We start from the raw sequence: 24,157 nt of genomic DNA, 5'->3' as shown, positions 1-24,157 counted from the left end.
CCGCCGAGGGGCGCGCACTGTGCTCCACGCGCCTGAAGGGGCGCGTGAGGGGGGTGGGTCGCGCGGCGGGGCGCGCGAGCGCCCGGCAGAATGCGCGCCATGACCTCTCGCCCCGTGATCGGCATCAGCACCTACCTCAACGACGCCGCCTGGGGGCGGTGGGACCTCATGCGCTCGGTGCTGCTCCCCGTGCGCTACCCGGAGCTGGTGCGCGAGGCCGGCGGGATCGCCGTGATGCTGCCGCCGGACGCGCCGGAGCACGCGGCGGCCGTGGTGGCCCGGCTGGACGGGCTGGTGATCGCGGGCGGCGAGGACGTCGACCCGGCCCTGTACGGCGAGCTCCCGCACCCGAGGACGGTGGCCACCGCGGCCGCGCGCGACCTGTGGGAGGCCGCGCTGATCCGCGCCGCCCTCGCCGCCGGCACCCCGCTGCTGGGGATCTGCCGGGGCATGCAGCTGCTGAACGTGGTGTGCGGCGGCTCGCTGGTCCAGCACCTGCCGGACGTGGTCGGCGAGAGGCTGAGCCACATCGGCGAGCCCGGCGAGTACGGCCGGCACGCGGTCCGCCCGGTGGCCGGCACCCTGCTCGCGGACCTGCTGCCGGAGGAGTCGGTGGTCGTCCCGACCTACCACCACCAGGCGGTCGCCCGCCTCGGCGAGGGCCTGACCGTCAGCGCGTACGCCGAGGACGGCACCGTCGAAGCGGTCGAGGGGGCGGGCTTCACGGTCGGCGTCCAGTGGCACCCGGAGCAGGGCGAGGACCTGCGGGTGGCCCGCGCCCTGGTCAACGCGACCCGGCTGGCGCCGCTCACCGCGCCGCTCACCGCGCCGGCCACTGCGGAGGACGCCGCCCTCCCCTCGCGCTGAGGGACCGCCGGACGACCGCCGGACGACCGCCGGGACCACCGGGACCGCTCGGCCCAGTGCGGCGTCCCCCGTTGGGCTGGTTCGGGCGGCGCCCGTGCGGTGGTGGCGCGCGGCGGGGCCCGGCGGGGCGCGGTGCGGGGAACGACAACGGTCACCAGTGCAGCCTTTGGATCTTCCTCCGTTCTGGGGTTCACTTCGGGTGCGGACACCAGAGCGGAGGGATCCCGATGGCCGGGCACGGGCACGAGCACGACCACGACGGCGACCGGCACGGTTCGCACGCCGGACACAGCCACGCGGTCTCGGCGGACGCGGACCGCAAGTGGCTGTGGAGCGCGCTGGTCCTGCTGGTGGTGTTCATGGCGGGCGAGGTGGTGGCCGGTTTCGCCGCCCGCTCGCTGGCGCTGATCTCGGACGCGGCGCACATGCTGACCGACGCCGCCTCGATCGCGCTGGCCCTGGTGGCGATGCGGCTGGCGGCGCGGCCGGCGCGCGGCGGCTACACCTACGGGCTGAAGCGGGCCGAGATCCTCTCCGCGCAGGCGAACGGGGTGACGCTGCTGGTGCTGTCGGCCTGGCTCGGCTACGAGGCGGTGACCAGGCTGATCCGGCCGCCGGAGGTGGAGGGCTCGCTGGTGCTGGTGACGGCGCTGGTGGGCGTGGTGGTGAACGTCGCGGCGACCTGGTGCCTGTCGAAGGCGAACCGGTCCTCGCTGAACGTGGAGGGCGCGTTCCAGCACGTGCTGACCGACCTGTACGCGTTCGTCGCGACGGCGGTGGCGGGCGCGGTGGTGCTGCTGACCGGGTTCGTCCGGGCGGACGCGATCGCCTCGCTGGTGGTGGTGGCGCTGATGCTGCGGGCCGGGACGGGGCTGGTGCGGGACTCGGCGCGGATCTTCCTGGAGGCCGCGCCGGCCGGGGTCGACCCGGACGCGGTGGCGGACCGGCTGGTGGCGGCGGCGCAGGTGGAGGAGGTCCACGACCTGCACATCTGGGAGATCACCTCCAACGAGCCGGCCCTCTCGGCGCACATCCTGGTCGCCCCGGGCGGCGACTGCCACGCGGTGCGGCGCGAACTCCAGCGCCGGCTGCGCGAGGAGTACCGGATCACCCACGCCACCCTGCAGGTCGACCACGTCGGCGAGGACGGGCCGGACGGGCTGCTGCAGATCGCGCCGAGCAGCGCGGCCGCGGCCGCCGAGGAGGAGGCCCGCGAGCACTGCGGGGACACGCACGGGCCGGTGCACCGCTCGGGGCCGCACCCGCACTGAACCCCGCGCCGGGCCGCGCGCCGCCCTCGCGCCGAACCCCCGTGCCGAGCCCTCGCGCCGAGCCCTCGCGCTGAACCGGCGTCAGCCCCGGTCTGTCGGCGGGATGCGGCATGATCGGGGGGTGACCGCACCGACCGCCTCGTCCGCGCCCCGCCTGATGCTGCTGGACACCGCCAGCCTCTACTTCCGCGCCTACTTCGGCGTCCCGGATTCGCTCCGCTCCCCGCAGGGCGAGCCGGTGAACGCCGTGCGCGGCCTGCTGGACTTCATCTCCCGCCTGGTCCACGACCACGGCCCGGACCAACTGGTCGCCTGCATGGACGCCGACTGGCGCCCGCAGTGGCGGGTCGACCTGATCCCCACCTACAAGACGCACCGGGTGGCCGAGGCCGCGCGGGACGGCGAGGAGGAGGTGCCGGACACCCTGGCCCCGCAGGTCCCGGTGATCGAGGAGGTGCTGGACGCGCTGGGCATCGCCCGCGTCGGCGTGCCCGGCTACGAGGCCGACGACGTGATCGGCACCCTGGCCACCCGCGCCACCGGCCCGGTGCAGATCGTCACCGGCGACCGGGACTTGTTCCAACTGGTGGACGACGCCCGCGCGGTGACGGTGCTGTACCCGGCGAAGGGCATCGGCTCGGCGCTGGTGATGGACGACGCGGCGCTGCGCGAGAAGTACGGCGTGCCGGGCTCCTCGTACGCCGACCTGGCGGCCCTGCGGGGGGACGCCAGCGACGGGCTGCCGGGGGTGAAGGGCATCGGGGAGAAGACCGCGACGCAACTGGTGCGGGAGTACGGGGACTTGGCGGGCGTCCGGGCGGCGGCGGCCGATCCGGCCTCGAAGCTCACGCCGGCCCGGCGCCGCAACCTGCTGGAGGCGGCGCCGTACCTGGACGTGGCGCCGAAGGTGGTGCGGGTCGCCCTGGACGTCCCGCTGCCCGCGTTCGAGCCGGAGCTGCCCCGGGCGGCGCGCGATCCGCGGGCGCTGGAGCGGCTGGCCGTGCGCTGGGGGCTGGGGACGTCGCTGACCAGGCTGTTGGAGGTGCTGGCCGGGCGGTGAGGCTCCCGCGCGGGTCTAGATGTAGCCCTCGCGCAGGGCGTAGGCCACCGCGTGGGCGCGGTTGCGCAGGTGGAAGCGCGTCGTCACGGTGTGGATGATGTTCTTGATCGTCCGCTCCGAGTAGAGCAGTTTGACCGCGATCTCCCCGGTGTCCATGCCGTCGGCGACCAGGCGCAGCACGTCCACCTCGCGCGGCAGCATGCCGAAGTCGGTGGGGCCGTTCTCGTGCGCCTGGCCCTCGCCGCCGCGCCGGCGGCCCATGCAGCCGAGCAGTTTGCCGAGCAGGTCGGGCGGGAGGTCGCCGTGGCCCCGGTCGGCGGTGAGGACGGCTTGGCGCAGGCGGTCCCTGGTCACCTCGCGGCGCCACAGGATGGTGGTCACCCCGAGCGAGACGACGTTGAGCAGTTCCGGCTCCTGGATCCGGTCCAGGACCAGCACCACCCGGGTGCGCTCGGCCCGGACCAGTCGGGAGAGGCTGGTCAGGGCCGTCCCGTCGAAGGCGTCGGCGACCAGCAGGGCCACGCCGGTTCCGCCCTGGTGGTCGCCGTCCACCAGCGACACCTCCGGACACTGCCGGAGGAAGCTCACCACCCCGGCCCGGGAGAGCGGGTCCAGGGCGTGGACGGCCACCGGGATCGTCCGGGTGGTCTGCGTCGGGATCGGTCGGGTCGTCGTACGGACGTCGTCGGCGTACTGGAGCACGGCGCTGAGTTCCTTTCGTTGCGCTCGGCGGTGCGCCCACCGCCCCCCACAGGCGGCGGCGCACCGTCAGAACCGGTCGGCCGGCGTCGTCCGCACGCGACGCCGTCCCTCCTCCTCCCCCGGCGCGGCTGGCACCGCGGGAGTTCCCCCGTGTCCGCCGGAGGTTCGGCGGACACGGACCAAGCTATCCGCCGCCGGTCAATAAAAGATTGACGGATGCGCATCTGCGTCGGTGGTTCCCGTTCCACGGGGGTTTTTTCCTTTTCCGGTCCGCGGGGAGGACGGTGGGCGGCACGGCGGAATCGAATGCGCGGGGAGAGGGGACCGACAAGGGCCGCCCTCGGGGGTGGAATTGCACCCGCCCCGGCGCCGCACTCCGGCGGGTCGAACCGCTACCTTCTGACGATGACGGAAATCGGAGCGCCCCTCGGTACGTCGGCCCCGGAGCCGGACGGCGGGGAGCGGTTGCGGCTGTGTCTGCTCGGGCCGGTGCAGGCCTGGTGCGGGGAGCGCGAGTTGGAGCTCGGCCCGCCGCAGCAGCGGGCGCTGCTGACCGCGTTGGCGCTGCGGGCCCGCCGGATCGTGTCCGTCGACGAGCTGCTCGACGCGCTGTGGGAGGAGCCGCCGGCCCGGGCCGCCGCCATCGTGCGCACGTACGTGTCGCGGCTGCGGCGGGTGCTGGAGCCGGACCGGGTGCACCCGGCGGTGCTGGTGTCCTCGGGCAGCGGCTACGTGCTGCGGCTCCCGGCCGACTGCGTGGACGCCGAGGTGTTCGAGGACCGGGTCGCGGCGGCGGGCCGGGCCCGCGCGCGGGGGGACGCGGCCGGGGCGCTCGGGCTGCTGCGGGAGGCGTGCGGGCTGTGGCACGGCGAGCCGCTGGCCGGGCTGCCGGGGCCGCTCGCCCAGGCGCACCGGGCCCGGCTGGTCGAGCGCCGGCTGAACGCCGTCCAGGCTTGGCTGGAGGCCGAGTTGGAGACGGGTCGGCACGCGGAGGTGGTCGGTGAGCTGACCGTGTGGGTCAGCCAGTACCCGCTGCTGGAGCCGATGCGCGAGCTGCTGATGCTGGCGCTGTACCGGGGCGGGCGGCAGGCCGAGGCGCTGGGCGTGTACGCGGACGCCCGCCGCGCGCTGCTGGAGCAGTTGGGGGTCGACCCGGGGCCGCGGCTGCGCGAGCTCCACCTGGGCATCCTGTCCGGCGACCCGAAGCTGGCCGCACCGGCCGCGCCGCCCGCTCCGCCCGCTCCGGTCTCCGGGGCGGGCGGCCCCGCCCCGGCCCCGCCGGCCCCGCCGGCCCCGCCGGCCCAACTGCCCGCCGACGTCTCCGACTACACCGGCCGGGACGAGCTGTGCGCGGCGCTCTGCGCGGACCTGGCGCCCGGCGGCCCGGCGATGCCGGTGGTGGGGGTGTCGGGCCTGGGCGGGGTGGGCAAGTCGGCGCTCGCGGTGCACGTCGCGCACGCGGTGGGCGGGCGGTACCCGGACGGGCAGCTGTACGTGAACCTGCGGGGGGCCGGGGCGCTGCCCGCCGACCCGGGCGAGGTGCTGGCCGGTTTCCTCGGCGCGCTGGGCGTGGCCGACGCGGCGCTCCCGCAGGGGACGGCGGAGCGGGCCGCGCTGTTCCGGTCCCGGGTGGCGGGGCTGCGGGTGCTGATCGTGCTGGACGACGCCCGCGACACCCGGCAGATCGGGCCGCTGCTGCCCGGCAGCCGCTCGTGCGCGGTGCTGGTGACCAGCCGGGCGTGGCTGTCGGGGCTGCCGATGACCCGGCAGGTGGGCCTGGAGCCGCTGACTCCGGAGGAGTCGGTGCGGCTGCTCTCGGCGATCGCCGGGGAGCCGCGGGTGGCGGCCGAGCCGGCGGCGGCCCGGCGGCTGGCGGCGGCCTGCGGGTTCCTGCCGCTGGCGGTGCGGACGGCGGCGTCCCGGCTGGCGGCCCGGCCGGCCTGGGAGCTGTCGCACATGGCGGACCGGCTGGCCTCCGAGCGGCGGCGGCTGGCCGAGTTGGAGACCGGGGAACTGGCGGTCGCCGCGTCGTTCCGGCTCAGCTACGACCAGCTCGACGCGGAGACCGCCCGGGCGTTCCGGCTGCTGTCGCTGGCGGACGGCCCGGGGGTGTCCTCGGCGGCGGCCGCGGTGCTGCTGGCGCTGCCGGAGCCGGAGGCCGAGCGGCTGGCCGAGTCGTTGACCGATCTGGGGCTGCTGTCCTGCCCGTACCCGGGCCGCTACCAGTACCACGACCTGCTGCGGCTGTTCGCCCGCGAGCTGGTCCGGGAGGTGGACGGGGAGGCCGCCGGGCGGGCCGCCGTCGAGCGGCTGCTGCGGCACTACCTGGCGACGGTGGCCGGCCTGTACCGGGTGGTCCGGCCCGGCTACCCCTTCCCGGACCTGGTGGCGGCGGGGGCCGGGCGGGAGGCCGCCGGACGGGAGTTCACCGGGCCGGCCGAGGGGCTGCGCTGGGCCCGGCAGGAGGTGCCCGCGGTGCTGGCCGTCGCCGGGCAGGCCGCCCGCGATCCGGACGGCCCGCTGGTGCTGGTCGCGGACCTGACGCTGGTGCTGATCCAGCTGATCGACCTGGGCACGGCCGTGCCGGAGCTGTGCGACCTGGCCGGGCGGGTGGCCGAGGCCGCCCGGGCGGCGGGCCTGCCGGAGAGCGAGGCGCGGGCCCGGTACACGCTGATGTGGGCGCAGCGGGAGTTCCAGCGCACCGCGCAGGCCCGCTCCGAGGCGGCCCGGGTGGTCGCGCTGGCGCGGCGGACCGGGCAGCCGGCCCTGCTGCCGGGCGCGCTGGTGGCGCTGGCGCTGACCAGCCTCCCGCACTGCACGGACGAGGAGGTCACCGCCTGGTGCGACGAGGCGGTGCGCCTGGGCGTCGAGCTGGGCAACCGGTCCTCGCACGCCTTCGTGGAGGGGATGGCGGCGCTGGCGGACGTCGCCGTCGGCCGGCCGGAGTCGGCGCTGCGCCGGGCCGAGCGCAGCCTGTCGGCCTTCCGGGGCCTGGGTGACTTCGTCGGCCAGGTCCACATGCTCTACGCCCGGGCGGGGGCGCTGTACGGGCTGGGCCGGTTCGAGGCAGCGGCCCGGGACTACGAGGAGTGCCTGGGCGCCCTGCGCGCGCTCGGCTCCTGGGACCGGATGCCGGGCGTGCTGGTGTCGCTGGCCGACTCCTACCGGGCGGCCGGGCGGCCGGCCCGGGCGCTGGAGGCGGCCGAGCAGGCGCTGGCGATCGCCGATCGGGTCGGCCTGGAGCACCGCAGGGCGGGTGCGCTGAGCGCGATCGACCAGGCGCTGTCCGACCTCGGGGAGTCCGGCCGCGGTCGGGCCTGCCTGGCGTAGCCGGCCTTTCCGGACGGCCCCGGCGGGGGCCTCCGCCGCCTCCCGGAACATTCCCCCCGCAACTCCGTTATCTCGCCGAGATACTGCGCGCAGGCTGCGCAACGATCATCACGGATCAATTTCGGCGGGAACGGCCGAGTGGTGAATGGGCGTCCGGGACGCCTTTCGTCCGGGCCGGTCGCCGGTTCACCGGACTTCGGGACCGGAAGTCCGGTCCGGCGGCCGGGCGGAAGTCGGTCCGCCGGGGCGCCGGCGATTCCCGGGCGGATTCCGCACGCCCGTTCCCCGTTCGTCCCGGGGGCCCGGAACGGAGTCGGGGCACTTCGCGCCGGGGCAGGGTCCGCTGCCCCATCGGGCAGGGTCGGCGGGCGGCGGGGCCGGGCCGGCGGCGGTGCGTTGACACCCCAGTTTGGTCTAGTCCACTGTGGTGCGACCAGGTCGTCCACGGTGCCGCCGCAGCCCTCCGCCACTCGTCGGCGAGCCCGTCCGGGACGGCCGGGCCGGCCGGTCAGGGCAGCTCCTCCCCGCTCGACCGCCAGGCGCCGCGACGAATCTGACGACCAGACGGAGATTCCCACACCATGCAACGAGTCTGCCTCGCCCTGCCCACCATGCGGTCCTGCCCCGGCACCATCGTGGACCTCGCCGAGGAGGCGGCCTACGCCGTCGAGACCTTCGGGGTCGAGGTCCACCTCCTCGTCCTCGACACCACCGAGGGCGCCGACTTCGCGAAGAACGCGGACGCCGTGGCCGCGCTGGCCCCCTCCCCCGGCGTGTCCGTCCACCACCTCGGCAACGAGGCGCAGCGCGCGTTCTTCCTCGACGTGGCGCGGCGCTCCGGCGGCGCCGACCCCGAGCTGCTGCTCGACCTGATGCTGCCGCAGGCCGTCGCGTACGGCTCCTGCGTCAACCGGATCTTCCTGGGCGCCGCCGCCCTGGGCTGCACCTCGGCGCACCTGCGCAACGACGACTTCGACTACCGGGTCGTCGACGGGGAGAAGACGTTCCCGATCCACCACGAGCTGCTGTCGATCGGCAAGCCGGCCGGGGAGGCGGTGGCCGGGGTGGCCCGCTCCGAGCTCGACCCGGCAGACGCGGACCGGCCGGTGATGCTGGTCAGCGCCTCCTTCATGGGCGAGCTCAACGTGGACATCGGCGAGATCAACGAGCTGGACCCGGAGGTCTACCGGGACCTGGTGCGGCTGTGGACGCCGCGGGTGTGGACGCGGGAGCAGCAGGACGCCATGGTGGAGATCTCCTTCAAGGGCGCCGAACCGGAGACCTTCGACCGCGACGACTCGGTGCTCGGCGTGCCGGACATCTGGGACGTCTACATGTGCAACGTCGCCATCGACCACCGGGGTTACGAGGTGCTGCCGCTGGTGCCCGCGCTGCGCACCATCGGCAGCGACTACGCGCTGCTGCACGCCCTGGTCCACGCCGAGCTGCCCGCCGTCATCCACAGGCGGCACATCGTCAACTACTACACGCCCGAACGCCGGGTCGGCGCCGGGTTCGTCTCCTACCAGCTGCGCTTCGTGAAGATGCTGCTCTCGATGCTGTACCTGTACCCGGTCTACGGCCAGATGATCGACCTCGGTCGCGGACTGCTGGACGAGCGGCACGAGCTGAGGGTCGAGCCGATCCTCGGCCTGGTGCGCAGCACCTTCGACCTGGACCGGGACGTCAACGAGCAGTGCCTGGACGAGGTGGACCGCTGCTACCGCGCGCTGGGCGGCAAGTACGCCGAGCTGGCGGACGTGGTGGCCGGGCAGCGGCAGCAGCTCCTGGACGAGGCCCGCGAGGACGCGGTGCGCTGGGCGGTGCTGATCGAGGCCTGGGCCCCGATGGTGGCCGCCGCCCGCGAGCGGGGCCTCGGCGCGGTCGGGACCGCCGGGTGAGCGAGGAGTTCCTGATCCGGCAGCTGGCCGAGCGGGACTGGGACGCCGTGGTCGCGCTGGAGCACGAGGCCTACGCGGCCGACGGCCTCTCCGAGGGCCGGGAGGCGCTGCGGTCCCGGGTCGCCTGCTCGCCGGGGACCTGCTTCGTGCTGGAGCAGCGCGGCACCGTCCGCGGCTACCTGCTGAGCCTGCCGTACCCGCCGCTGCGCTGCCCGGACCTCGCCGTGGCGGAGGCCGGGGCGTTCGAGTCGGACAACCTGCACGTGCACGACCTGGTGCTGGCCGAGGACCTGCGCGGCCGGGAGCTCGCCGCGAAGCTGATGGAGCACGTGCAGGAGCGGGCGGTGGCGGAGGGCTTCGTGCAGGTCTCGATGGTCGCGGTGCGCGGCTCCGACATCCTGCTGCGCTTCTACGGCTACCGCGCGCACCGGGAGGTGGAGCTGCCCGCGTCGTACGGGCGGCGGGCGGTCTACATGTCGAAGCCCCTGGGCTGAGGGCCCCGAACGGGAGGAGCCCGACCGGCTTGCCGGTCGGGCTCCTCGTCGTGCTGTCGGGACGTCAGGCCCAGTGGTGCCGGCGGACGGTGAACGGGCGGTCCCCGTCGGCGGCGACCGCCGCGCGGAACGGTCCGGGGACGGGGACGTCGGCGAGCCGGAGCGGGCCGGGGCCGAGCTGGCCCGGGTCGGCCAGGCGCAGCGGGGAGGGGCCGGCCAGCGGGAGGCCGAGGCCCTGGGCGAGCCGGCCGCCGTACACCTTGACGCAGGCCTCGCGGCGGCACCAGAGCCGGGTGAAGCGCTCGGCGCCGTCGGCCGGGGTGGGTGCGTCCAGGACGAGGGCCGCGTCGGCGGGCGGGAAGTGGCGGCGGGCGATCCGGGCGCCGACGCCGGGCGGGCGGAGCTGCTCGACGTCGGCGCCGACCCGGCGGCCGGTCGCGACGGCGAGCAGCGCGAGGGCGCCCGAGGCGGACCAGTTGACGTCGAGGCCGGTGTCGGCGGCGGGGGCGGGCTTGCCGTGCGGGCCGCGCCGCCACGCCAGGTCGGCGGGCGCGACGGCGAGCCGTTCGGCGACCAGCAGCCGGACGGCGCCGCGGACCACGGCGAACCGCTCGCCCTGCCGGGGGTCGCGGGCCCGGTCGGCCCGCTCGCGCTCCTCGGCGTCGAGCAGGCCGTACAGCCGGCGGACGACGGCCGGGGGCTGGTCGGTCGGGATGCTCCAGACGTCGATGACGTCGGTCGTCGGTGCCGCGTTCACGGCAGGGTGAGGGTGCTGAGCCGGCCCAGGCGCCGGTCGTGGTCGGCGACCAGCAGCGGACCGGTGGTGCCGGGCGCGGCGAGGCGCTCGGCGAGCAGGCTCCAGACGCCGGTGAACGGCTGGCCGGGGCGGGCCGCCCCGGCGCCGTCGGGGGCGCCGTGGGAGGCCAGCCCGGCGGCGAGCAACAGCCCGGCGCCGGACCCGAGTCGACGGTGCTCGTCGCGGACGGAGCGCAGGGCCCCGGCACCGTCCGGCTGGGCCTGCTGGCGGACCCGCATCCCCTCCTCCGCGCCCGCCTCGCAGACCAGGACGACGGCGCGGTGCTCGGCGGGCAGCTCGACGGGCTCGGCGGGCCGGTGGTGCAGGGCGCTCTGCTCGGCGAGCACGATCACGGCCCGCCGGCAGCCGCCGGTGCGGTGGTGGGCGGCGGCGATCCGCAGCGCGGCGAAGGCGGTGGCGCTGCCCTGGTCGCAGACGGCGAAGGCGGTCGGCCGACCGGGGCAGTGCCAGCTGAGCCGGAGCGAGGCGGGCGCGGCGGGCCGGACGTCCGGGGAGGAGAAGGCGAGGATCAGCAGGTCCGCGGGTTCGCCCCCGGGGAGGGCCTGTTCGAACAGGCCGGCGGCCATCTCGCCGTAGTCGTGCCCGGCGCCCTCCGCCAGCAGGTCCTCGCGCAGCGCCAGGCCGTACGGGCGGACCAGGTCGTCGGTGAAGGTGCGCAGGTCGGGGTGGAGCGAGGCCGCGGAGCGGCCGTCGAATCCGGCGGCGACCGCCCTGGTCACGCGCAGGCCCCGGGTTTCGGCGGGCACCGGGTCAGTCCTCGTCGACGTGGTGCCCGACGACGTAGTCGGTGAGGCTGTCGACGGAGCGGACGTCGTCGATGACGAGGTGCTCGACGTCGACCTGGATGGCGAGCGTCTCCTCGATGTCCAGGACCAGTTCGACGATGCCGGAGGAGGTGAGGCCGAAGTCGTCGAAGAAGCAGGCGTTCTCGGGGACGTCGGCGAGCTCGACGCCCAGGACGCGCGGCAGCACGTCCTCGATGCCGCGCCGGATGCGGGCGCGCACCTCGGGGTCGACCGGCTCGGCCGCGGGCGGGGCCCCAGTGGGCGGGGCCTCAGCGGGCAGGGCGGCGGTGGGCAGGGCGGATTCTGACATGGGTGGACCGTCCGGTGGTGGAGGGGAGGAGCGGGGACGCGGCGGCGGGTCAGTGCCGCAGGACCATGGCCGCGAAGGTGGCGCCGATGCCGGCGGCGGCGATCAGGTAGTGGTCGCCCGGCCGGAGCGCTCCGCCGGTGGTGGCGGTGCGGAGGTTGACGAAGGCGTCCGCGGCGAAACTGTGTCCGACCGAGGCCACGTTGTCCAGGACCACCCGCTCGACGGGGTAGCCGAGTTGGCGGCAGGTCGCCCGCCAGGAAGCCTGGTTGACGTTGTGCGGGAGCAGCAGCGCGATGTCGGAGAGGTCCAGACCCGCCTGGTCGAGCGCGGCCCGGACGGTCTCGATCATGGTGGGCTGGTACTCCCGCTGGTAGCGGGTCATCAGCTCCGGGTCCTCGGCCGGTCGGCCGTAGAACTCGGGGCGCTGGCGGACCGCGTAGGAGAGCACCCGGTTGTGGTCGCCGCCGGGGCTGACCAGGCAGGCCGTCGCGGCCTCGGCGAAGATCGTGGTGTCGGGGAGGAGCTGGGCGTCCCGGGTGAAGGTCTTCTCCCCCGCCACCACCAGGGCCAGCGCCGAGGGGTCGCCGTCGTCCGCCAGCAGCCGTCCGGCCAGGTCGATGGCCAACAGCGAGGCGGCGCAAGCCTGTTGGGTGACGGTGAAGGCGTCGGCCCGGGTGAGGCCGAAGCGTTCCTTGAGCTGGTGCAGGGGGTTGATCGGGTAGGGCGCGGCGACCGGCGTGTTGCGGGCGTGCAGCAGGTACCGAACGCGGTGTTCGTTGCCGCGCAGTTCGGGCAGGGCCCGGACGGCGGCGGTCAGCAGGTCGAGCAGCGTCCCGTCCGGGTCCAGGCGCACCTGGTCCAGGCCGTGGAAGCGGCGGAAGAGTCGGAGTTGACGTGGGGTAAGGCCGATCCGGGCGCCCACGTCCTCGATCGGTTCGAGTCGCGGGGGGAGGTGGACGGCCACTGCCTCCAGTGCGGTCACCCCGGTTAGTATTCCCACGCTCCGTGGGTCGCACAAGCGATCACCGATCCGGAGCCCCCTCCCTCACCCCGTTGCCGTCGAGCCGGTGGAGCCTTCCGATGACTGATTCCCAGCCTTCCTCCGTGTACCCAGAAACCGCTTCCGAGCTGCCCTCCGCGCCGCTCCCCGGGCCGTCGTCCGGGCTGGACCCGGAGTTGCTGGCCGCGCTGGCCGAGGCCGCCGACGCTCTGCCCGAATGGGCAGAGTCGCTCGCCCCCGAGGACCGGCTCGACGGTGATCTCGCCCTGGACGAAAGCGAGTTCGCCGCGCTGGACGCGCTGCTGCGGGAGCGCTTCGGCGCCGACCTGGGCGCGCTGCGGGCCGGCCTCGACCTGGACGGCCTGGCCGCGCTGACCGTCGGCGACCTGGCGGAGCTGGTGCGCCGGTGAGCCGCTTCCTGATGGTGGTGCCCCCGCTGGCCGGGCACGTCAATCCGGCGGCCGGGATCGCGGACGAGCTGCTCGCGCGCGGCCACCAGGTGGCCTGGACCGGCACCGAGACGATGCTGCGGCCGCTGCTCGGCCCGGACGCCCGGATCTTCGGCACCGGCAACCGGGTGTTCCGGGCGATGGGGGGCCACGGCCTGGCCTCGCTGCGCTCGCTGTGGGAGGGCTTCGTCGTCCCGTACGCCAAGTTCACCCTGAAGCCGCTGGACGCGGTGGTGCGGGAGTTCCGGCCGGACGCGCTGCTGGTGGACCAGCACACTCCGGCGGGCGCGCTGGTCGCGCACCGGCACGGGCTGCCGTGGGCGACGCTGGCGCCGGGGGCGATGGAGCTGGGCCGCCCGTACCGGCACCTACCGCGGGTCGAGGCCTGGACGGCGGGCCTGCTGGCGGGGCTGTGGCAGCGGGCGCAGCTGCCCGCCGGGGAGTTCACCGACCCGCGCCTGTCGCCGCACCTGGTGCTGGCCACCTCCGGCCGGGCGCTGCTCGGCGAGCTGCCGCCGCTGGCGCAGCTCGCCCTGGTGGGGCCGGTGCTGACCGGGCGTCCGGCGGATCCGGCGTTCCCGTGGGAGCGGCTGGCGCCGGGCCGGCGCACCGTGCTGGTCACCATGGGGACCATGTCGGACGCGGTCGGCGCGGACTTCCTGGACCGCACCGTCCGGGCGCTGGCCCACTTCGGCGACGGCGTGCGGGCGGTGGTCGCCGCGCCCCGGGGGGCACTCCCCGCTGCCCTTCCGGACTCCGTGCTGGTGGTCGATCGGGCACCCGTGCTGGAGCTGCTGTCGGAGGGCCGCTTGGACGCGGTGCTCTGCCATGGTGGGATGAACACCGTGGTCGAGTCGCTGTCGCACGGTGTCCCCGTGCTGGCGGCGCCGATCCGCAACGACCAGCCGTTCGTGGCGCAGCGGGTCGTGGAGGCCGGGGCCGGCCTCCGGATCCCGTTCGCCCGGGTCAGTCCGCCGGTGATCGCCGAGCGGCTGCGGCGGGTGTTCGACGAGCCCTCCCACCGGGCGTCCGCCGAGCTGATCGGCCGTCAACTGCTGTCCGGCGGAGGGGCGTTGACCGCCGCCGACCGGATGGAAGCACTGGTCGCCCCCTGATACCGCCTCGCGTCCGCCAACCGCCGAACCATGAGCGGTGGTTGGCGGGCGCAGGCCCCCGCACTCCACTCCAGCACGGGAGTTCTGGTTGATCGAGACCAAGGGACTTCGCAAGTCCTATCCGTCCGGAAGACACGGCCGGACCGTGGTCGACGCCGTCCGCGGCATCGACCTGGACGTCCAGGCAGGTGAGATCTTCGGATTCCTCGGCCCCAACGGCGCCGGGAAGACCACCACCCTGCGCATGCTCGCCACGCTCATCCGCCCGGACGGCGGCGAAGCCCTGATCGCCGGCGCCGACCTGCTGGCCGACCCGGCCGGGGTCCGCCGCCGGATCGGCTACGTCGCCCAGGGCGGCGGCACCGCCGACGCGGTCACCGGGCGGGAGGAGCTGGTCATGCAGGCCAGGATGTACGGCAGCCGCAAGGCCGAGGCCCAGCGGCAGGCCGAGGACGCCCTCGAGGCGTTCGACCTCACCGAGTTCGCCGACCGCCCCTGCAGCACCTACTCCGGCGGCCAGCGCCGCCGGGTGGACATCGCGCTCGGGGTGATCCACTCCCCGAAGGTGCTGTTCCTGGACGAGCCGACGGTGGGCCTCGACCCGGCCAGCCGGGGCCAGGTGTGGGCCGAGATCGAGCGGCTGCGCACCGAGGGCATGACGGTGGTGGTGACCACCCACTACCTGGACGAGGCGGACGCGCTCTGCGACCGGGTCGCGATCGTCGACCACGGGCAGATCGTCGTCGAGGGCACCCCCGAGGAGCTCAAGCGCGAGATCTCCGGCGACGTCGTCCTGCTCGGCCTCGCCGCCGACGGGGCCGGGCCCGCCGCCGACGCACTGCGCGAGCAGCCCTACCTGCACCGGCTGGAGCAGGGCGAGGACGGCCTGCGGCTCTACCTGGACGACGGCGCGGCGGCGATCCCCCGGCTGCTGAGCGTCCTGAACGGGGCGGGCATCGTCCCCGGCACCGTCCAGCTCCAGCGGCCGAGCCTGGACGACGTGTTCCTGGCCCGCACCGGCCGCTCCATCGAACAGTCCTGACGAACCCTGGGGTCCCTTCCGTGAAGCTCGCCCGTGACACCTGGCTGGTCTTCCAGCGGCAAGTGCTGCTGATGTGGCGCACACCGATCTGGATCGTGATCGGCATCACCCAGCCCGTCTTCTACCTGCTGCTGTTCGCCCCGCTGCTGAAGAAGGTGCTGGCACCCATGGGCGCCACCAGCTACGCCGAGGCGTACCAGATCTACGTCCCCGGCCTGTTGGCGGTGCTCTGCATCTTCGGCGGCCTCTACACCGGGTTCAGCCTGCTCGGCGAGCTGAAGGCCGGCATCATCGAGCGCTCCCGGGTGACCCCGGTCAGCCGGCTCGCCCTGCTGCTGGGGCGGGCGCTGCGCGAGACGCTCGGCCTGCTCGTCCAGGCGGTCATCATCACCCTGGTCGCGCTGCCGTTCGGCCTCCGGGTCGACCTGCCGAGCCTGCTGCTGGCGTACGTGCTGCTCGGCCTGCTGGCCCTGATGACCTCGGCCATCTCGTACGGCATCGCGCTGGCGCTGCCCAACGACGCCGCGATGGCGCCGGTGGTGAACACCATCGCGCAGCCGATCGGCCTGCTCTCCGGGGTGCTGCTGCCGCTGGCGCTGGCGCCGGTGTGGCTGCAGACGGTGGCCGAGTCCCCCCGCCGCCGTTCTCAGCCCGCGGCGGCCCGGTCGCGGGCCGAGCGGATGAAGGCGGCCAGCCGGGTCACGCCCTGCTCGATCCGGGGCCCGCTCAGCGCGCTGATCGACAGCCGCAGCCGGCGCTCGCCGCCGCCCGCCGGGTAGAACGGGGCCATCGGCGTCCAGAGCACGCCGTGGTCGCGGGCGCAGCGCTCCATCGCCGCCCCGTCGGCGGTGAACGGCACCTCCAGCACGGCGAAGAAGCCGCCCGCCGGCTCGTTCCAGGACACCCCGAGCCGTTCCCGTTCGGCCGCCGGGAAGTGCCGCTCCAACTCCCGCAGCAGGACTGCCAGGTTGGCCGCGTAGTGGGTGCGCGCGGGGGCGTTGGCGGCGCGCAGCCGGCAGTCGTGGCGCAGCAGCATGCCGCCGATCACGGCCTGGCTGAGCGCCGGGGTGTTGACCGTCGTCATGCTCTTCAGCTTCGCCAGCTCGTCGGCGAGCAGCGTGGTCCGGCCGTCGGGGGCGACCACCGGCTGGTCGGCGACGACGTAGCCGAGCCGGGCGCCGGGGAAGCAGGTCTTGGCGAAGGAGCCGAGGTACACCACCCGCCCGCGGTTCCCGTCCAGGGCCTTCAGGGTGGGGCGCGCACCCTCCTCCCGGGCGAAGAAGCCGTACGGGTTGTCCTCGATCACCAGCAGCCCCTCCTCGGCCGCCGTCGCCAGCAGCCCGGCGCGCGCCGCGACCGGCATGCTGGTGCCGGACGGGTTGGCGAAGTCGGGGACGACGTAGAGCGCGCGCGGGCGGCGGCCGGAGGCGCGGACGGCGCGGGCCGCCTCGTGCACCGCGTCCGGGTCCGGGCCGCCGCCGGGGCCCTCGGGGACGGGGACGGTCGCCAGGTCGAGCAGCCGGGCGGCGCCGGTGACGCCGACGTAGCAGGGCGAGCTGACCAGCAGCACGTCCTCGGGCGTGGCGCACAGGGCGCGCAGCACCAGCAGCATGCCCTCCTGGGCGCCGACGGTGAGCACCAGCGCCTCGGGGGCGACGTCCAGGCCCTCGTCGTTGGCGAGGGTGCGGGCGACCAGGTCCGCGACGATGCCCTTGGTGGGTCCGTACTGGAACAGCGCGGTGCGCACGGCGCCGCCGCTCAGGCCGCGTTCGGCGAGGTGGGCGAGGTAGGTGTCCAGGTAGGTGTGGACGTCCTCGGGTTCGAAGGAGCCCTCGTGCGGGCGGCCGGGAGCGAAGGAGAGCGCGTCCGGGTAGCGCTCGGTGACCTCGTTGAGGAAGGTCATCGCGTCCAGCAGCGGGTCGGCGAGGCTGGCGTGCAGGTCGTCCAGCCGGAGCGGGGTGACGGTGGTGGTGGTCATCGCAGGGCCTCGCGCAGTCGGTCGGCGGCGTACTGCTGGGCGTCGCGGCCGTCGTCCAGGACGCCGGACATCGCGAAGAAGCCGTGCGGCATGCCGTCGTAGCGGCGCAGTTCGACGGGCACCCCCGCGGCGCGCAGGGCCCGCGCGTACTGCTCGCCCTCGTCGCGCAGCGGGTCGTACTCGGCGGTGATCACGGTGGCGGGCGGCAGGCCGGCCAGCGAGGGGGCGCGCAGCGGGGAGGCCAGCGGGTTCGCGCCGTCGGCCGGGTCGGCCAGGTAGTGGCCCCAGTACCAGGCGACCGAGCGGCGGTTGAACAGCAGCGGGTCGTCGTGCTCGCGGACGGACGGGGTGTCCGCGGCGTGGTCGGTGTTGGGGTAGACCAGCAGCTGGTGCCGGATCGGCGGGCCGCCGCGTTCGCGGGCCAGCAGGGTGAGCGCGGCGGCCAGGTTGCCGCCCGCGCTGTCGCCCGCGACGGCCAACCGCCCGGGGTCGGCGTCCAGTTCGGCGGCGTGCGCGGCGATCCACTCGGCGGCGGCGGCCACGTCGTGCACGGCGGCCGGGAAGGGGTGCTCGGGGGCGAGCCGGTAGCCGACCGCGACGGTGACGCAGCCCGCCGCGTTGGTGAGCCGACGGCAGATCGCGTCGCCGGTGTCGAGCGAGCCGAGCGTCCAGCCGCCGCCGAACAGGTAGAGCAGGACGGGGGGTCGGGCGTCCCGGGCACTGCCGCCGACCGGGCGGTAGACCCGCAGCGGCAGCGGGCCGCCGGGGCCGGGGACGGTCAACTCCTCGACGGCGCCGACGGGTTCCGGGTTCCCGGCGGCGGCCCGGATGTCGGCGAGGTCGGCGGCGCGGGCCTCGGCGAGGCTGCGGGCGTACAGCGGCGGGGTGCCGGCGGCGGCGCGCTGCCGGCGCAGGGCCTCGGCCTGGGGGTGCAGTGGCAAGGGACGTTCCTGGGGTCGGACCGCCGGTCAGCGGCGGTGGTGCTCGGGGGCTTCGGGGCTTCGGGGCTTCAGGGGGCTTCGGCGTTTCGGCGGCCGGGCGGTGGGCCCGCGGCGGCAGTCGGGCGCCCGGGCTGGAGTCGGTCGACTCCTCGGCCGCACCGGTGGGTTACGGGTTCCGGCGGCGGCGAGCACCTCAGCCTCGGGGCGCGGCGGCAGGGGGCGTTCCCGGGGGCGGGTCCGATGCCCGGACCGGCCGAGGCGGGGCACGGCGGACACGAGGATACGGGGACGGGGCGCTCCTGGAGACCTGCCCGCCGCCTGACGACGACGGCAGCGCACCGCCGCGCGTGAGCCTCCGTACGTCAGTGGTGGGGCGCGGCGGCGACGGCGGTGCGGTCGAGGTCGGCCAGCCGGGGGCGCCCCAGCAGGGCCATCGTGTCGTCGAGTTCGGCCTTCAGCAGGTCGAGGACCCGGGCGACGCCGTCCTCCCCGTCGACGGCCAGGCCCCACAGGACCGGGCGGCCGATCAGGACCGCCCGGGCGCCGAGGGCGATCGCGAGGGCAACATCCGTGCCCGTCCGGACACCGCCGTCCAGGAGGACGGGCAGGTTCGGCGGCGCCGCGGCGGCCACTTCGGGCAGCGCCGCGAGGGTCGCCAGGGCACCGTCGAGCTGGCGGCCGCCGTGGTTGGAGACCACGACGGCGTCGACGCCGTGCTCGGCGGCCAGCCGGGTGTCCTCGGCGGTCAGGATCCCCTTGAGGACGATCGGCAGGCTGCTGCGCTCGCGCAGCCAGGCGAGGTCCGCCCAGGTCAGGGTGGGGTCGAACTGCTCCCTGGCGTGGTCGGCGGGGCCGGAGCTCCCTTCGTCGGCGCGGTGGCTGGCGGCCATCAGGGCCGGGTCGAGGTTGACGGCGCGGACGTGCGCGGGGATGGCGAAGCCGTTGCGGGCGTCGCGCAGCCGCCGGCCGATCCGGGGGGCGTCCACGGTCAGCACCAGGGCCCGGTAGCCGGCGGCTTCGGCGCGTTCGACCACGGCGGCCAGCGCGTCGCGGCGGCGCAGCCAGTACAGCTGGAGCCAGAGCGGGCCGGTGGCGGCCTCGGCGATGGACTCCAGGGTGCGGCTGGCGAAGATCCCGGCGACCATCAGCGCCCCGGCGCGGCCGGCCGCGCGGGCGGTGGCGGTCTCGCCCTCGGGGTGGAACAGCTGGTGGTAGGCCATCGGCGCGATGCCGACGGGGGTACTCAGCGGGCTGCCGAGCAGGGTGAGGCGCTGGTCGGTGGCGGAGACGTCGACGAGGATGCGCGGGCGCAGCCGGCAGTGCGCGAACTGGGCGCGGTTGGCGGCGAGGGTGCGTTCGGCGCCGCTGCCGCCCTGCGCGAAGTCCCAGGTCCCGGCGGGGAGCCGGGCGCGGGCCGCGCGTTCGAAGTCGGGCAGTTCGAGTGGTCCCACGGGGTTTGCCTTTCCGGGCAGGCCGCGCTCGGGCCCGCTCCGGCCCGGCAGCGTAGGAGGCCGCGCGCCCAATGGTCTAGACCTTGCTTCGGTTCGATCGCCTGTGCAATCGTCAGGAAGTCGAACCGACCCGTCGGTTGCGACCGATGTCCATCCGACCTCCCCTTCGTGGAGTGGCGTTGACCGGCTCTTTCGCACCTTCTCCCTCGCCTGCCGAGACCCCGGACGACTGGGTGAACCGCTTCCTGCTCGCCGGGCCCGACGACCAGGAGTGCCTGCGCTTCGGCGCCCCCGTGGACCGCGCCGCCCTGCGCGCCCTGGTCGCCGAACAGGCCGGGCGGCTCGCCGCGGCGGGCCTGTCGCGCGGCGGCACCGTCGCGCTGCGGCTGGCCCCCTCGCTCGGCTACACCGCCGCACTGCTCGCCTGCTGGCAACTGGGCGCCCAGACCGTCCTGCTGGACCACCGGCTCACCGACCACGAGGTCGCGCTCGCCGTCGAACGCCTGGCGCCCCAGGTCCTGGTGGAGTCGGCGCACGGCCCCGCCGCGGCGATGCGCGGCTTCGCCGAGACCGACCCGGTGCCGGTGGCGCGGCCGGAGGGCCGCCCGGCCGCGACCGGCCACGCGCTGGTGCAGCTCAGCTCCGGATCGACCGGCCCGGCCAAGGTGATCGCCCGCACCGCCGCCGACCTGCTGCGCGAACTCGACTGCTACGCACGGCTGGCGGCGTTCCCGAAGGCCGGGGAGCGGGTCGTCCTGCTCTCCTCGATGGTGCACGTCCTGGGCCTGGTCGGCGGGCTGCTCAACAGCCTGCACGCCCGGGTGCCGCTGACCGTCCCCGAGCGGATGACGACGGCGGGCATCCTGGCCGCGGTCGCCGGGGACGACCGGCCGGCCACCGTGATCGGCGTCCCCTTCCACGCCGAGCTGCTGGCCGGCGCGGCCGCTCCCCCGCCGCTGCCGCAGCTGCGCCGGATGATCGTCGCCGGCGAGCTGGTCCGCCCGGGCCTGCCCGCCGCCTTCACCGCCCGGTACGGCGTGCCGCTGGGCACCATGTACGGGATGACCGAGCTCGGCGTCATCGCCACCGACCTCGACGGCACCCTGCACCCGGAGACCGCGCCCGTCCACGGCATGGACCTGCGCGAGGACGGCGGCGAACTGCACGTCGCCGTGGCCGACTCGCCCTACCCCGGCCTCACCGACCCGACCCGCTGGTCGGACGGCCGGCTGCACACCCGCGACGCCGGCCGGATCGACCCGGTGACCGGCCGGGTCACCGTGCTCGGCCGGCGCGACTCCCAGGTCTCCATCGGCGGCCTCAAGGTCGACCTCAACGAGGTCGAGCACACCCTGGCGGCGCTGCCCGAGGTCCGCGAGGCGGTGGTGGTCTTCGCGGACGGCGCCATCGAGGCGTACCTGGCCACCGGGACCGCCGACCAGGCCGACGCCGTCCGGGACGCGCTGACCCGCGAACTGGCCGCCTTCAAGCGGCCCCGGCGGCTCGCCTTCCTCCCGGCGCTGCCCCGCACCGCCACCGGCAAGCTCGTCCGCGACACCGCCGCGCTGCGCGCCGCCGCCCCCTGACCGACCGCACACCGCACCGAACCCCGACCCAGTACGAGGAGCACCACCATGCAGGAGCGCATCCACGAGTTCGTCCTCGCGGCACTCGCCGAGATGAACTACGACATCGACCAGGTCACCGGCGACACCGACCTCGGCCCGGCCGGCCTCGACCTCGAGTCGCTGGCCCTCGCCGACCTCTCGGTGCAGGTCGAGGACGAGTTCGGGGTCAAGTTCGACATGGACGAGATGGAGACCACCGCGCTGATGACCCTCGACCAGTTCACCGCCGACGTGGCCCGCCGGGTCGCCGCCAACGCCGCCGCCGCGGCCGGCAGCGCCGCGTGAGCACGCCCGTACCGCCGGACCGGGCCGCGGTCGTGGAGATGCTCGCGGCGTTCGGGCAGCGGGCCGCGAGCAGCGTGCCCGAGAACCTCGGATCGCTCGAACTCACCTGGCTGACGGCCGAGTTCGAGCAGCGCTACGGCATCGAGCTGGAGCTCTCCGACGAGCAGTTCGCGGCCGTCCGCACGGTGGACGACGCCGTCGCGGTGCTGCGCGCGGCCGTGCTCACCACCACCCCCGGCGGCGGCACCGGCACCGGCACCGGCACCGGCACCGGCACCAGCGGCGGCGGCACCGACACCGGCAGCGGCGGGGTCGCGCGGTCATGAGCTCCAGCACGCCGCCGGCCGACCGGCCGGTGTTCACCGGCCTCGGGGTGCTCAGCGCCTTCGGCACCGGACTCGCCCCGCTGGCGGCCGCGGCCGCCCGGGCCGAGACCGGCTTCACCGAGGTGACCCGCTTCGACGTCGGCCGGCGCAGCACCCGGCGGGCGGCCCTGCTGCCCGACCCGCCGCCGCTCGCCGACGCGGTGCTCGGCGCCGTCAGCGACGCCTGCGAGCAGTCCGAACTCCCCTCGGGCGCACCGCTGTTGCTCGCCCTGCACAGCGACCTGCGCACCCGCGAGGTCGCCGCGGAGGTGTCGCGGGGCGCCGTCGCCCTCGGCCTGTCCGGGGTGGCCCGGGTCTACACCGGCGCCTGTGTGGCGGCCGCCACCGCGGTGGCCGACGCCGCCGCGCTGGTCGGCTCCGGCCGGCACCCCCGGGTGGTGGTCGCGGCCGGGCACCTGGTGGAGCCGGGTGTCTTCGCGGCCTTCGACGCGGGGCGGGCACTGGCCCGCGACGGGGAGTTGCGGCCGTTCAGCGCCGGGCGCGGCGGCACCCTGCTCGGGGACGCCGCGGCGGCCGTGGTGGTCGAGACGGCGGGCGCCGCCGCCGGGCGCGGTGTCCGTCCGCTGGCCCGGCTGGCCGGCTGGGGCCGCTCCGGGGACGCCCACCACGTGTGCCGGCCGCGGCCCGACGGCGCGGGCGCGGCCCGGGCCGTCCGGTCCGCGCTGGCCCGGGCGGGGGTCGCCCCGTCCGAGGTGGGCTACGTCAACGCCAACGGCACCGGCTCGCCGATGTCCGACCTGGCGGAGGCGCGGGCGCTGCGCGAGGTGTTCGGCGAGGCCCTGGACGCGCTCCCGGTGAGCTCCAGCAAGTCCGTCCACGGCCACGCGCTGGAGGCCTCCGCGCTACTCGAACTCGCGGTCACCATCGGCGTGTTGGGCGGCGGAGGGCTTCCGGTGAACGCGGGCTGGCTGGGTCCGGACCCGGAGATCGAACTGAACCTCGTCCTGGCCGGGCCCCGCGCGGACGCCCGTCCCCGCTGCGCGCTGAGCCTCAACTCGGCGTTCGGCGGCGCCAACACCGCACTCCTGGTGGCCGCCGCGTGAACCTCCTGCGCACCCTCGCCACCGCGCACTGGCCCCTCGGCGAGCCGCCTCCCCCGCTGCCCGGCTTCTCGGCCTCGACCTTCAACCCGCTGGTCGCGGCCGTCGCCGAACGCTGCCTGGCCGCGCACTACGGCGAGCCCGGGGAGCCACGCCGCACCGGCCTGCTGCTCGCCAGCGCCGGGGGCGACCGGGCCACCGCACTGGCCATCGACACCGCCGCCGCGGGGCACCGGATGCCGCCGCTGCTGTTCTTCCAGTCCAACCCGAACGCCGTCCTCGGGCACGTCGCCGCCCGCTGGGTCCTGACCGGCCCGGTCGTCGCGATCAGCCCCCCGGAGGCCGCCGCGCCCGGTGAAGTCCCGCCGGACGCGCTGGAGTCGGCCGCACTGCTGCTCGCCGACGGCGACGCCGACCACGTCCTGGTGATCGCCGCCGAGCAGGCCGAGGCGGGCGGGGGCGCCGACCGGGCCACCGCCGTCCTGGTCGCCGCCGCCTGACCCCGCACCCCCATCGCCCCCCGTCCGTACGCGTCTCCGCACGCCGCACCGCACCCGCACGGCCAGCGCCGTGGTCCGTGGGAGGGATCCACACCGTGAGCATCCGCAGTATCCGCAGTCTCCTGGCGAACGACCCGGACGTCGGCGCCGGGAACGTGCTGACCAGCAGGATCGCCCTGGGCGCCGGCATCGACGCCCCGCTGCTGACCTTCGACACCGCGGTGGACGGCCGCGCCGCCCGGGAGGCGCTCACCCTGCGCGAGGCCGACCGCGCCGTCCGGGCCCGGGCCGCCGCGCTGCACGCCCTCGGAGTCGGCCGGCGGGACGTGGTGGTGGTGTACGCGAGCGCCGCCGCCGACCAGGTGCTGTCCTTCCTGGCGCTGTCCCGGCTCGGCGCGATCCCGGCGCTGCTCAACCCCGGGGTGGACGGCGAGCGCGCGGCCCGCTACATCGCCCGCCTCGGCGCCGTCGGCGTCCTCGCCGACCCCGCGCACCGGGCCGGGCTGGCCGGGCACGACCCGGCGGCCCCGGTGCTCGCCGACGCCGCCGACCTGGGCTCCGGCGACCCGGACGCGGCGCCCGCCCCCTACCGGCACCACGCGGACGACCCGGTGGCGATCACCCACTCCTCCGGCACCACCGGGATGCCCAAGGCCGTGGTGCACTCGCACGCCAGCCTGTACGCGTCGATCCGGCACCGCGCCGCGCTGCCCCGGCCGCAGGGCATCGACCGGGTGCTCAGCGCGCTGCCCGCCGCGCACGCCGCGACGCTGATCGCGGTCAACCTGGCGCTCAGCTTCGACGC

The 24,157-nt window shown here is 75.8% G+C and carries 23 protein-coding genes and 1 pseudogene; 16 read left to right on the top strand and 8 right to left on the bottom strand.

Features of this window, described 5'->3' with window-relative positions; all coding sequences use genetic code 11:
* Positions 1–99: 99 nt before the first annotated feature.
* The 3 genes from OO48_RS06800 to OO48_RS06790 all read left to right on the top strand — a co-directional run bounded on the left by OO48_RS06800 (position 100) and on the right by OO48_RS06790 (position 3,198).
* On the top strand, positions 100–867 hold the full coding sequence (locus OO48_RS06800; protein ID WP_051731835.1) for a gamma-glutamyl-gamma-aminobutyrate hydrolase family protein: 768 nt from the start codon (positions 100–102) through the stop codon (positions 865–867).
* Between the two features lie 227 nt (positions 868–1,094).
* Positions 1,095–2,138 carry a cation diffusion facilitator family transporter gene (locus OO48_RS06795; RefSeq protein WP_033213459.1) on the top strand — a complete coding sequence of 348 codons (1,044 nt, stop codon included), beginning with the start codon at positions 1,095–1,097 and terminating at the stop codon, positions 2,136–2,138.
* A 157-nt stretch (positions 2,139–2,295) separates the two neighbouring features.
* The gene (locus OO48_RS06790) at positions 2,296–3,198 is read left to right on the top strand and encodes a 5'-3' exonuclease (RefSeq protein ID WP_033213537.1); all 903 of its coding nucleotides are present in this window, start codon (positions 2,296–2,298) and stop codon (positions 3,196–3,198) included.
* 15 nt (positions 3,199–3,213) lie between these two features.
* Here OO48_RS06790 and OO48_RS06785 read toward each other — a convergent pair whose 3' ends face one another.
* The gene (locus OO48_RS06785; protein ID WP_033213458.1) at positions 3,214–3,900 is read right to left on the bottom strand and encodes a helix-turn-helix transcriptional regulator; all 687 of its coding nucleotides are present in this window, start codon (positions 3,898–3,900) and stop codon (positions 3,214–3,216) included.
* A gap of 405 nt (positions 3,901–4,305) precedes the next feature.
* Between OO48_RS06785 and OO48_RS40575 the strand changes: the two genes are divergently transcribed.
* From OO48_RS40575 to OO48_RS06770, 3 genes are all read left to right on the top strand, one after another.
* Positions 4,306–7,230, top strand: a complete 2,925-nt coding sequence (locus OO48_RS40575) for an AfsR/SARP family transcriptional regulator (protein ID WP_167346426.1) — start codon at positions 4,306–4,308, stop codon at positions 7,228–7,230.
* Between the two features lie 581 nt (positions 7,231–7,811).
* The gene (locus tag OO48_RS06775) at positions 7,812–9,131 is read left to right on the top strand and encodes a DUF6271 family protein (protein WP_033213457.1); all 1,320 of its coding nucleotides are present in this window, start codon (positions 7,812–7,814) and stop codon (positions 9,129–9,131) included.
* Positions 9,128–9,625, top strand: coding sequence for a GNAT family N-acetyltransferase (locus OO48_RS06770; RefSeq protein ID WP_033213456.1), 498 nt, complete (start codon positions 9,128–9,130; stop codon positions 9,623–9,625). Before OO48_RS06775 ends, OO48_RS06770 begins: the two co-directional genes overlap by 4 nt.
* A gap of 64 nt (positions 9,626–9,689) precedes the next feature.
* Here the strand turns inward: OO48_RS06770 and OO48_RS38095 are convergent, their stop codons facing one another.
* From OO48_RS38095 to OO48_RS06750, 4 genes are read right to left on the bottom strand one after another with little or no spacing between them, the layout of a single operon-like run.
* Positions 9,690–10,382 carry a 4'-phosphopantetheinyl transferase family protein gene (locus tag OO48_RS38095; RefSeq protein WP_051731817.1) on the bottom strand — a complete coding sequence of 231 codons (693 nt, stop codon included), beginning with the start codon at positions 10,380–10,382 and terminating at the stop codon, positions 9,690–9,692.
* On the bottom strand, positions 10,379–11,188 hold the full coding sequence (locus OO48_RS38090; RefSeq protein WP_051731816.1) for a hypothetical protein: 810 nt from the start codon (positions 11,186–11,188) through the stop codon (positions 10,379–10,381). The genes OO48_RS38095 and OO48_RS38090 overlap by 4 nt, the downstream gene beginning before the upstream one ends.
* A 4-nt stretch (positions 11,189–11,192) precedes the next feature.
* A complete protein-coding gene (locus tag OO48_RS06755) occupies positions 11,193–11,537 on the bottom strand; it encodes an acyl carrier protein (protein WP_051731815.1) in 345 nt (114 codons plus the stop codon).
* 49 nt (positions 11,538–11,586) lie between these two features.
* Positions 11,587–12,519, bottom strand: a complete 933-nt coding sequence (locus OO48_RS06750; RefSeq protein WP_033213455.1) for a 3-oxoacyl-[acyl-carrier-protein] synthase III C-terminal domain-containing protein — start codon at positions 12,517–12,519, stop codon at positions 11,587–11,589.
* A gap of 122 nt (positions 12,520–12,641) precedes the next feature.
* Between OO48_RS06750 and OO48_RS06745 the strand changes: the two genes are divergently transcribed.
* The 4 genes and pseudogenes from OO48_RS06745 to OO48_RS35980 form a co-directional block, all read left to right on the top strand.
* The gene (locus OO48_RS06745; protein WP_033213454.1) at positions 12,642–12,947 is read left to right on the top strand and encodes a hypothetical protein; all 306 of its coding nucleotides are present in this window, start codon (positions 12,642–12,644) and stop codon (positions 12,945–12,947) included.
* Entirely contained in the window at positions 12,944–14,101 is a 1,158-nt protein-coding gene (locus OO48_RS40570) for a glycosyltransferase (protein ID WP_033213453.1), read from the top strand. Before OO48_RS06745 ends, OO48_RS40570 begins: the two co-directional genes overlap by 4 nt.
* Positions 14,102–14,246: 145 nt before the next feature.
* Positions 14,247–15,143 carry an ATP-binding cassette domain-containing protein gene (locus OO48_RS06735; RefSeq protein WP_245194538.1) on the top strand — a complete coding sequence of 299 codons (897 nt, stop codon included), beginning with the start codon at positions 14,247–14,249 and terminating at the stop codon, positions 15,141–15,143.
* Between the two features lie 20 nt (positions 15,144–15,163).
* A pseudogene (locus tag OO48_RS35980) lies at positions 15,164–15,757 on the top strand (ABC transporter permease); the annotation flags it as partial.
* 32 nt (positions 15,758–15,789) lie between these two features.
* Here OO48_RS35980 and OO48_RS06725 read toward each other — a convergent pair.
* The 3 genes from OO48_RS06725 to OO48_RS06715 all read right to left on the bottom strand — a co-directional run bounded on the left by OO48_RS06725 (position 15,790) and on the right by OO48_RS06715 (position 19,513).
* Positions 15,790–17,121 carry an aminotransferase-like domain-containing protein gene (locus OO48_RS06725; protein ID WP_033213450.1) on the bottom strand — a complete coding sequence of 444 codons (1,332 nt, stop codon included), beginning with the start codon at positions 17,119–17,121 and terminating at the stop codon, positions 15,790–15,792.
* The gene (locus OO48_RS06720) at positions 17,118–18,062 is read right to left on the bottom strand and encodes an alpha/beta hydrolase (protein WP_033213449.1); all 945 of its coding nucleotides are present in this window, start codon (positions 18,060–18,062) and stop codon (positions 17,118–17,120) included. Before OO48_RS06720 ends, OO48_RS06725 begins: the two co-directional genes overlap by 4 nt.
* Positions 18,063–18,424: 362 nt before the next feature.
* Positions 18,425–19,513 carry an alpha-hydroxy acid oxidase gene (locus tag OO48_RS06715; RefSeq protein WP_033213448.1) on the bottom strand — a complete coding sequence of 363 codons (1,089 nt, stop codon included), beginning with the start codon at positions 19,511–19,513 and terminating at the stop codon, positions 18,425–18,427.
* A 173-nt stretch (positions 19,514–19,686) separates the two neighbouring features.
* Here OO48_RS06715 and OO48_RS06710 point away from each other — a divergent pair, with 173 nt between their 5' ends.
* From OO48_RS06710 to OO48_RS06685, 6 genes are all read left to right on the top strand, one after another.
* Positions 19,687–21,099, top strand: a complete 1,413-nt coding sequence (locus OO48_RS06710; protein WP_081951959.1) for a class I adenylate-forming enzyme family protein — start codon at positions 19,687–19,689, stop codon at positions 21,097–21,099.
* Positions 21,100–21,147: 48 nt separating this feature from the next.
* Positions 21,148–21,426: an acyl carrier protein gene (locus tag OO48_RS06705; protein WP_033213447.1), complete on the top strand. Its 279-nt coding sequence runs from the start codon at positions 21,148–21,150 to the stop codon at positions 21,424–21,426.
* Entirely contained in the window at positions 21,423–21,752 is a 330-nt protein-coding gene (locus OO48_RS39170) for an acyl carrier protein (protein ID WP_209439446.1), read from the top strand. Before OO48_RS06705 ends, OO48_RS39170 begins: the two co-directional genes overlap by 4 nt.
* The gene (locus OO48_RS06695) at positions 21,749–22,855 is read left to right on the top strand and encodes a beta-ketoacyl synthase N-terminal-like domain-containing protein (protein WP_033213446.1); all 1,107 of its coding nucleotides are present in this window, start codon (positions 21,749–21,751) and stop codon (positions 22,853–22,855) included. The genes OO48_RS39170 and OO48_RS06695 overlap by 4 nt, the downstream gene beginning before the upstream one ends.
* Entirely contained in the window at positions 22,852–23,352 is a 501-nt protein-coding gene (locus OO48_RS06690; RefSeq protein ID WP_033213445.1) for a hypothetical protein, read from the top strand. Before OO48_RS06695 ends, OO48_RS06690 begins: the two co-directional genes overlap by 4 nt.
* Positions 23,353–23,447: 95 nt before the next feature.
* Positions 23,448–24,157: AMP-binding protein (locus OO48_RS06685; RefSeq protein WP_033213444.1), on the top strand; the 710-nt coding region annotated here is incomplete at its 3' end.

The sequence above is a fragment of the Kitasatospora phosalacinea genome, from assembly GCF_000716545.1.
GTDB classification, from domain to species: domain Bacteria; phylum Actinomycetota; class Actinomycetes; order Streptomycetales; family Streptomycetaceae; genus Kitasatospora; species Kitasatospora phosalacinea.
This window is presented reverse-complemented; position numbering and strand designations above follow the sequence as displayed.

Bases quoted from the DNA above. Each gene is read 5' to 3' on its own strand.
- OO48_RS40575 (WP_167346426.1), top strand. From the start codon at position 4,306: ATGACGGAAATCGGAGCGCCCCTCGGTACGTCGGCCCCGGAGCCGGAC.
- OO48_RS06725 (WP_033213450.1), bottom strand. From the start codon at position 17,121: ATGACCACCACCACCGTCACCCCGCTCCGGCTGGACGACCTGCACGCC.
- OO48_RS06755 (WP_051731815.1), bottom strand. From the start codon at position 11,537: ATGTCAGAATCCGCCCTGCCCACCGCCGCCCTGCCCGCTGAGGCCCCG.
- OO48_RS06800 (WP_051731835.1), top strand. From the start codon at position 100: ATGACCTCTCGCCCCGTGATCGGCATCAGCACCTACCTCAACGACGCC.
- OO48_RS06695 (WP_033213446.1), top strand. From the start codon at position 21,749: ATGAGCTCCAGCACGCCGCCGGCCGACCGGCCGGTGTTCACCGGCCTC.
- OO48_RS06775 (WP_033213457.1), top strand. From the start codon at position 7,812: ATGCAACGAGTCTGCCTCGCCCTGCCCACCATGCGGTCCTGCCCCGGC.
- OO48_RS06705 (WP_033213447.1), top strand. From the start codon at position 21,148: ATGCAGGAGCGCATCCACGAGTTCGTCCTCGCGGCACTCGCCGAGATG.
- OO48_RS06795 (WP_033213459.1), top strand. From the start codon at position 1,095: ATGGCCGGGCACGGGCACGAGCACGACCACGACGGCGACCGGCACGGT.
- OO48_RS06790 (WP_033213537.1), top strand. From the start codon at position 2,296: ATGCTGCTGGACACCGCCAGCCTCTACTTCCGCGCCTACTTCGGCGTC.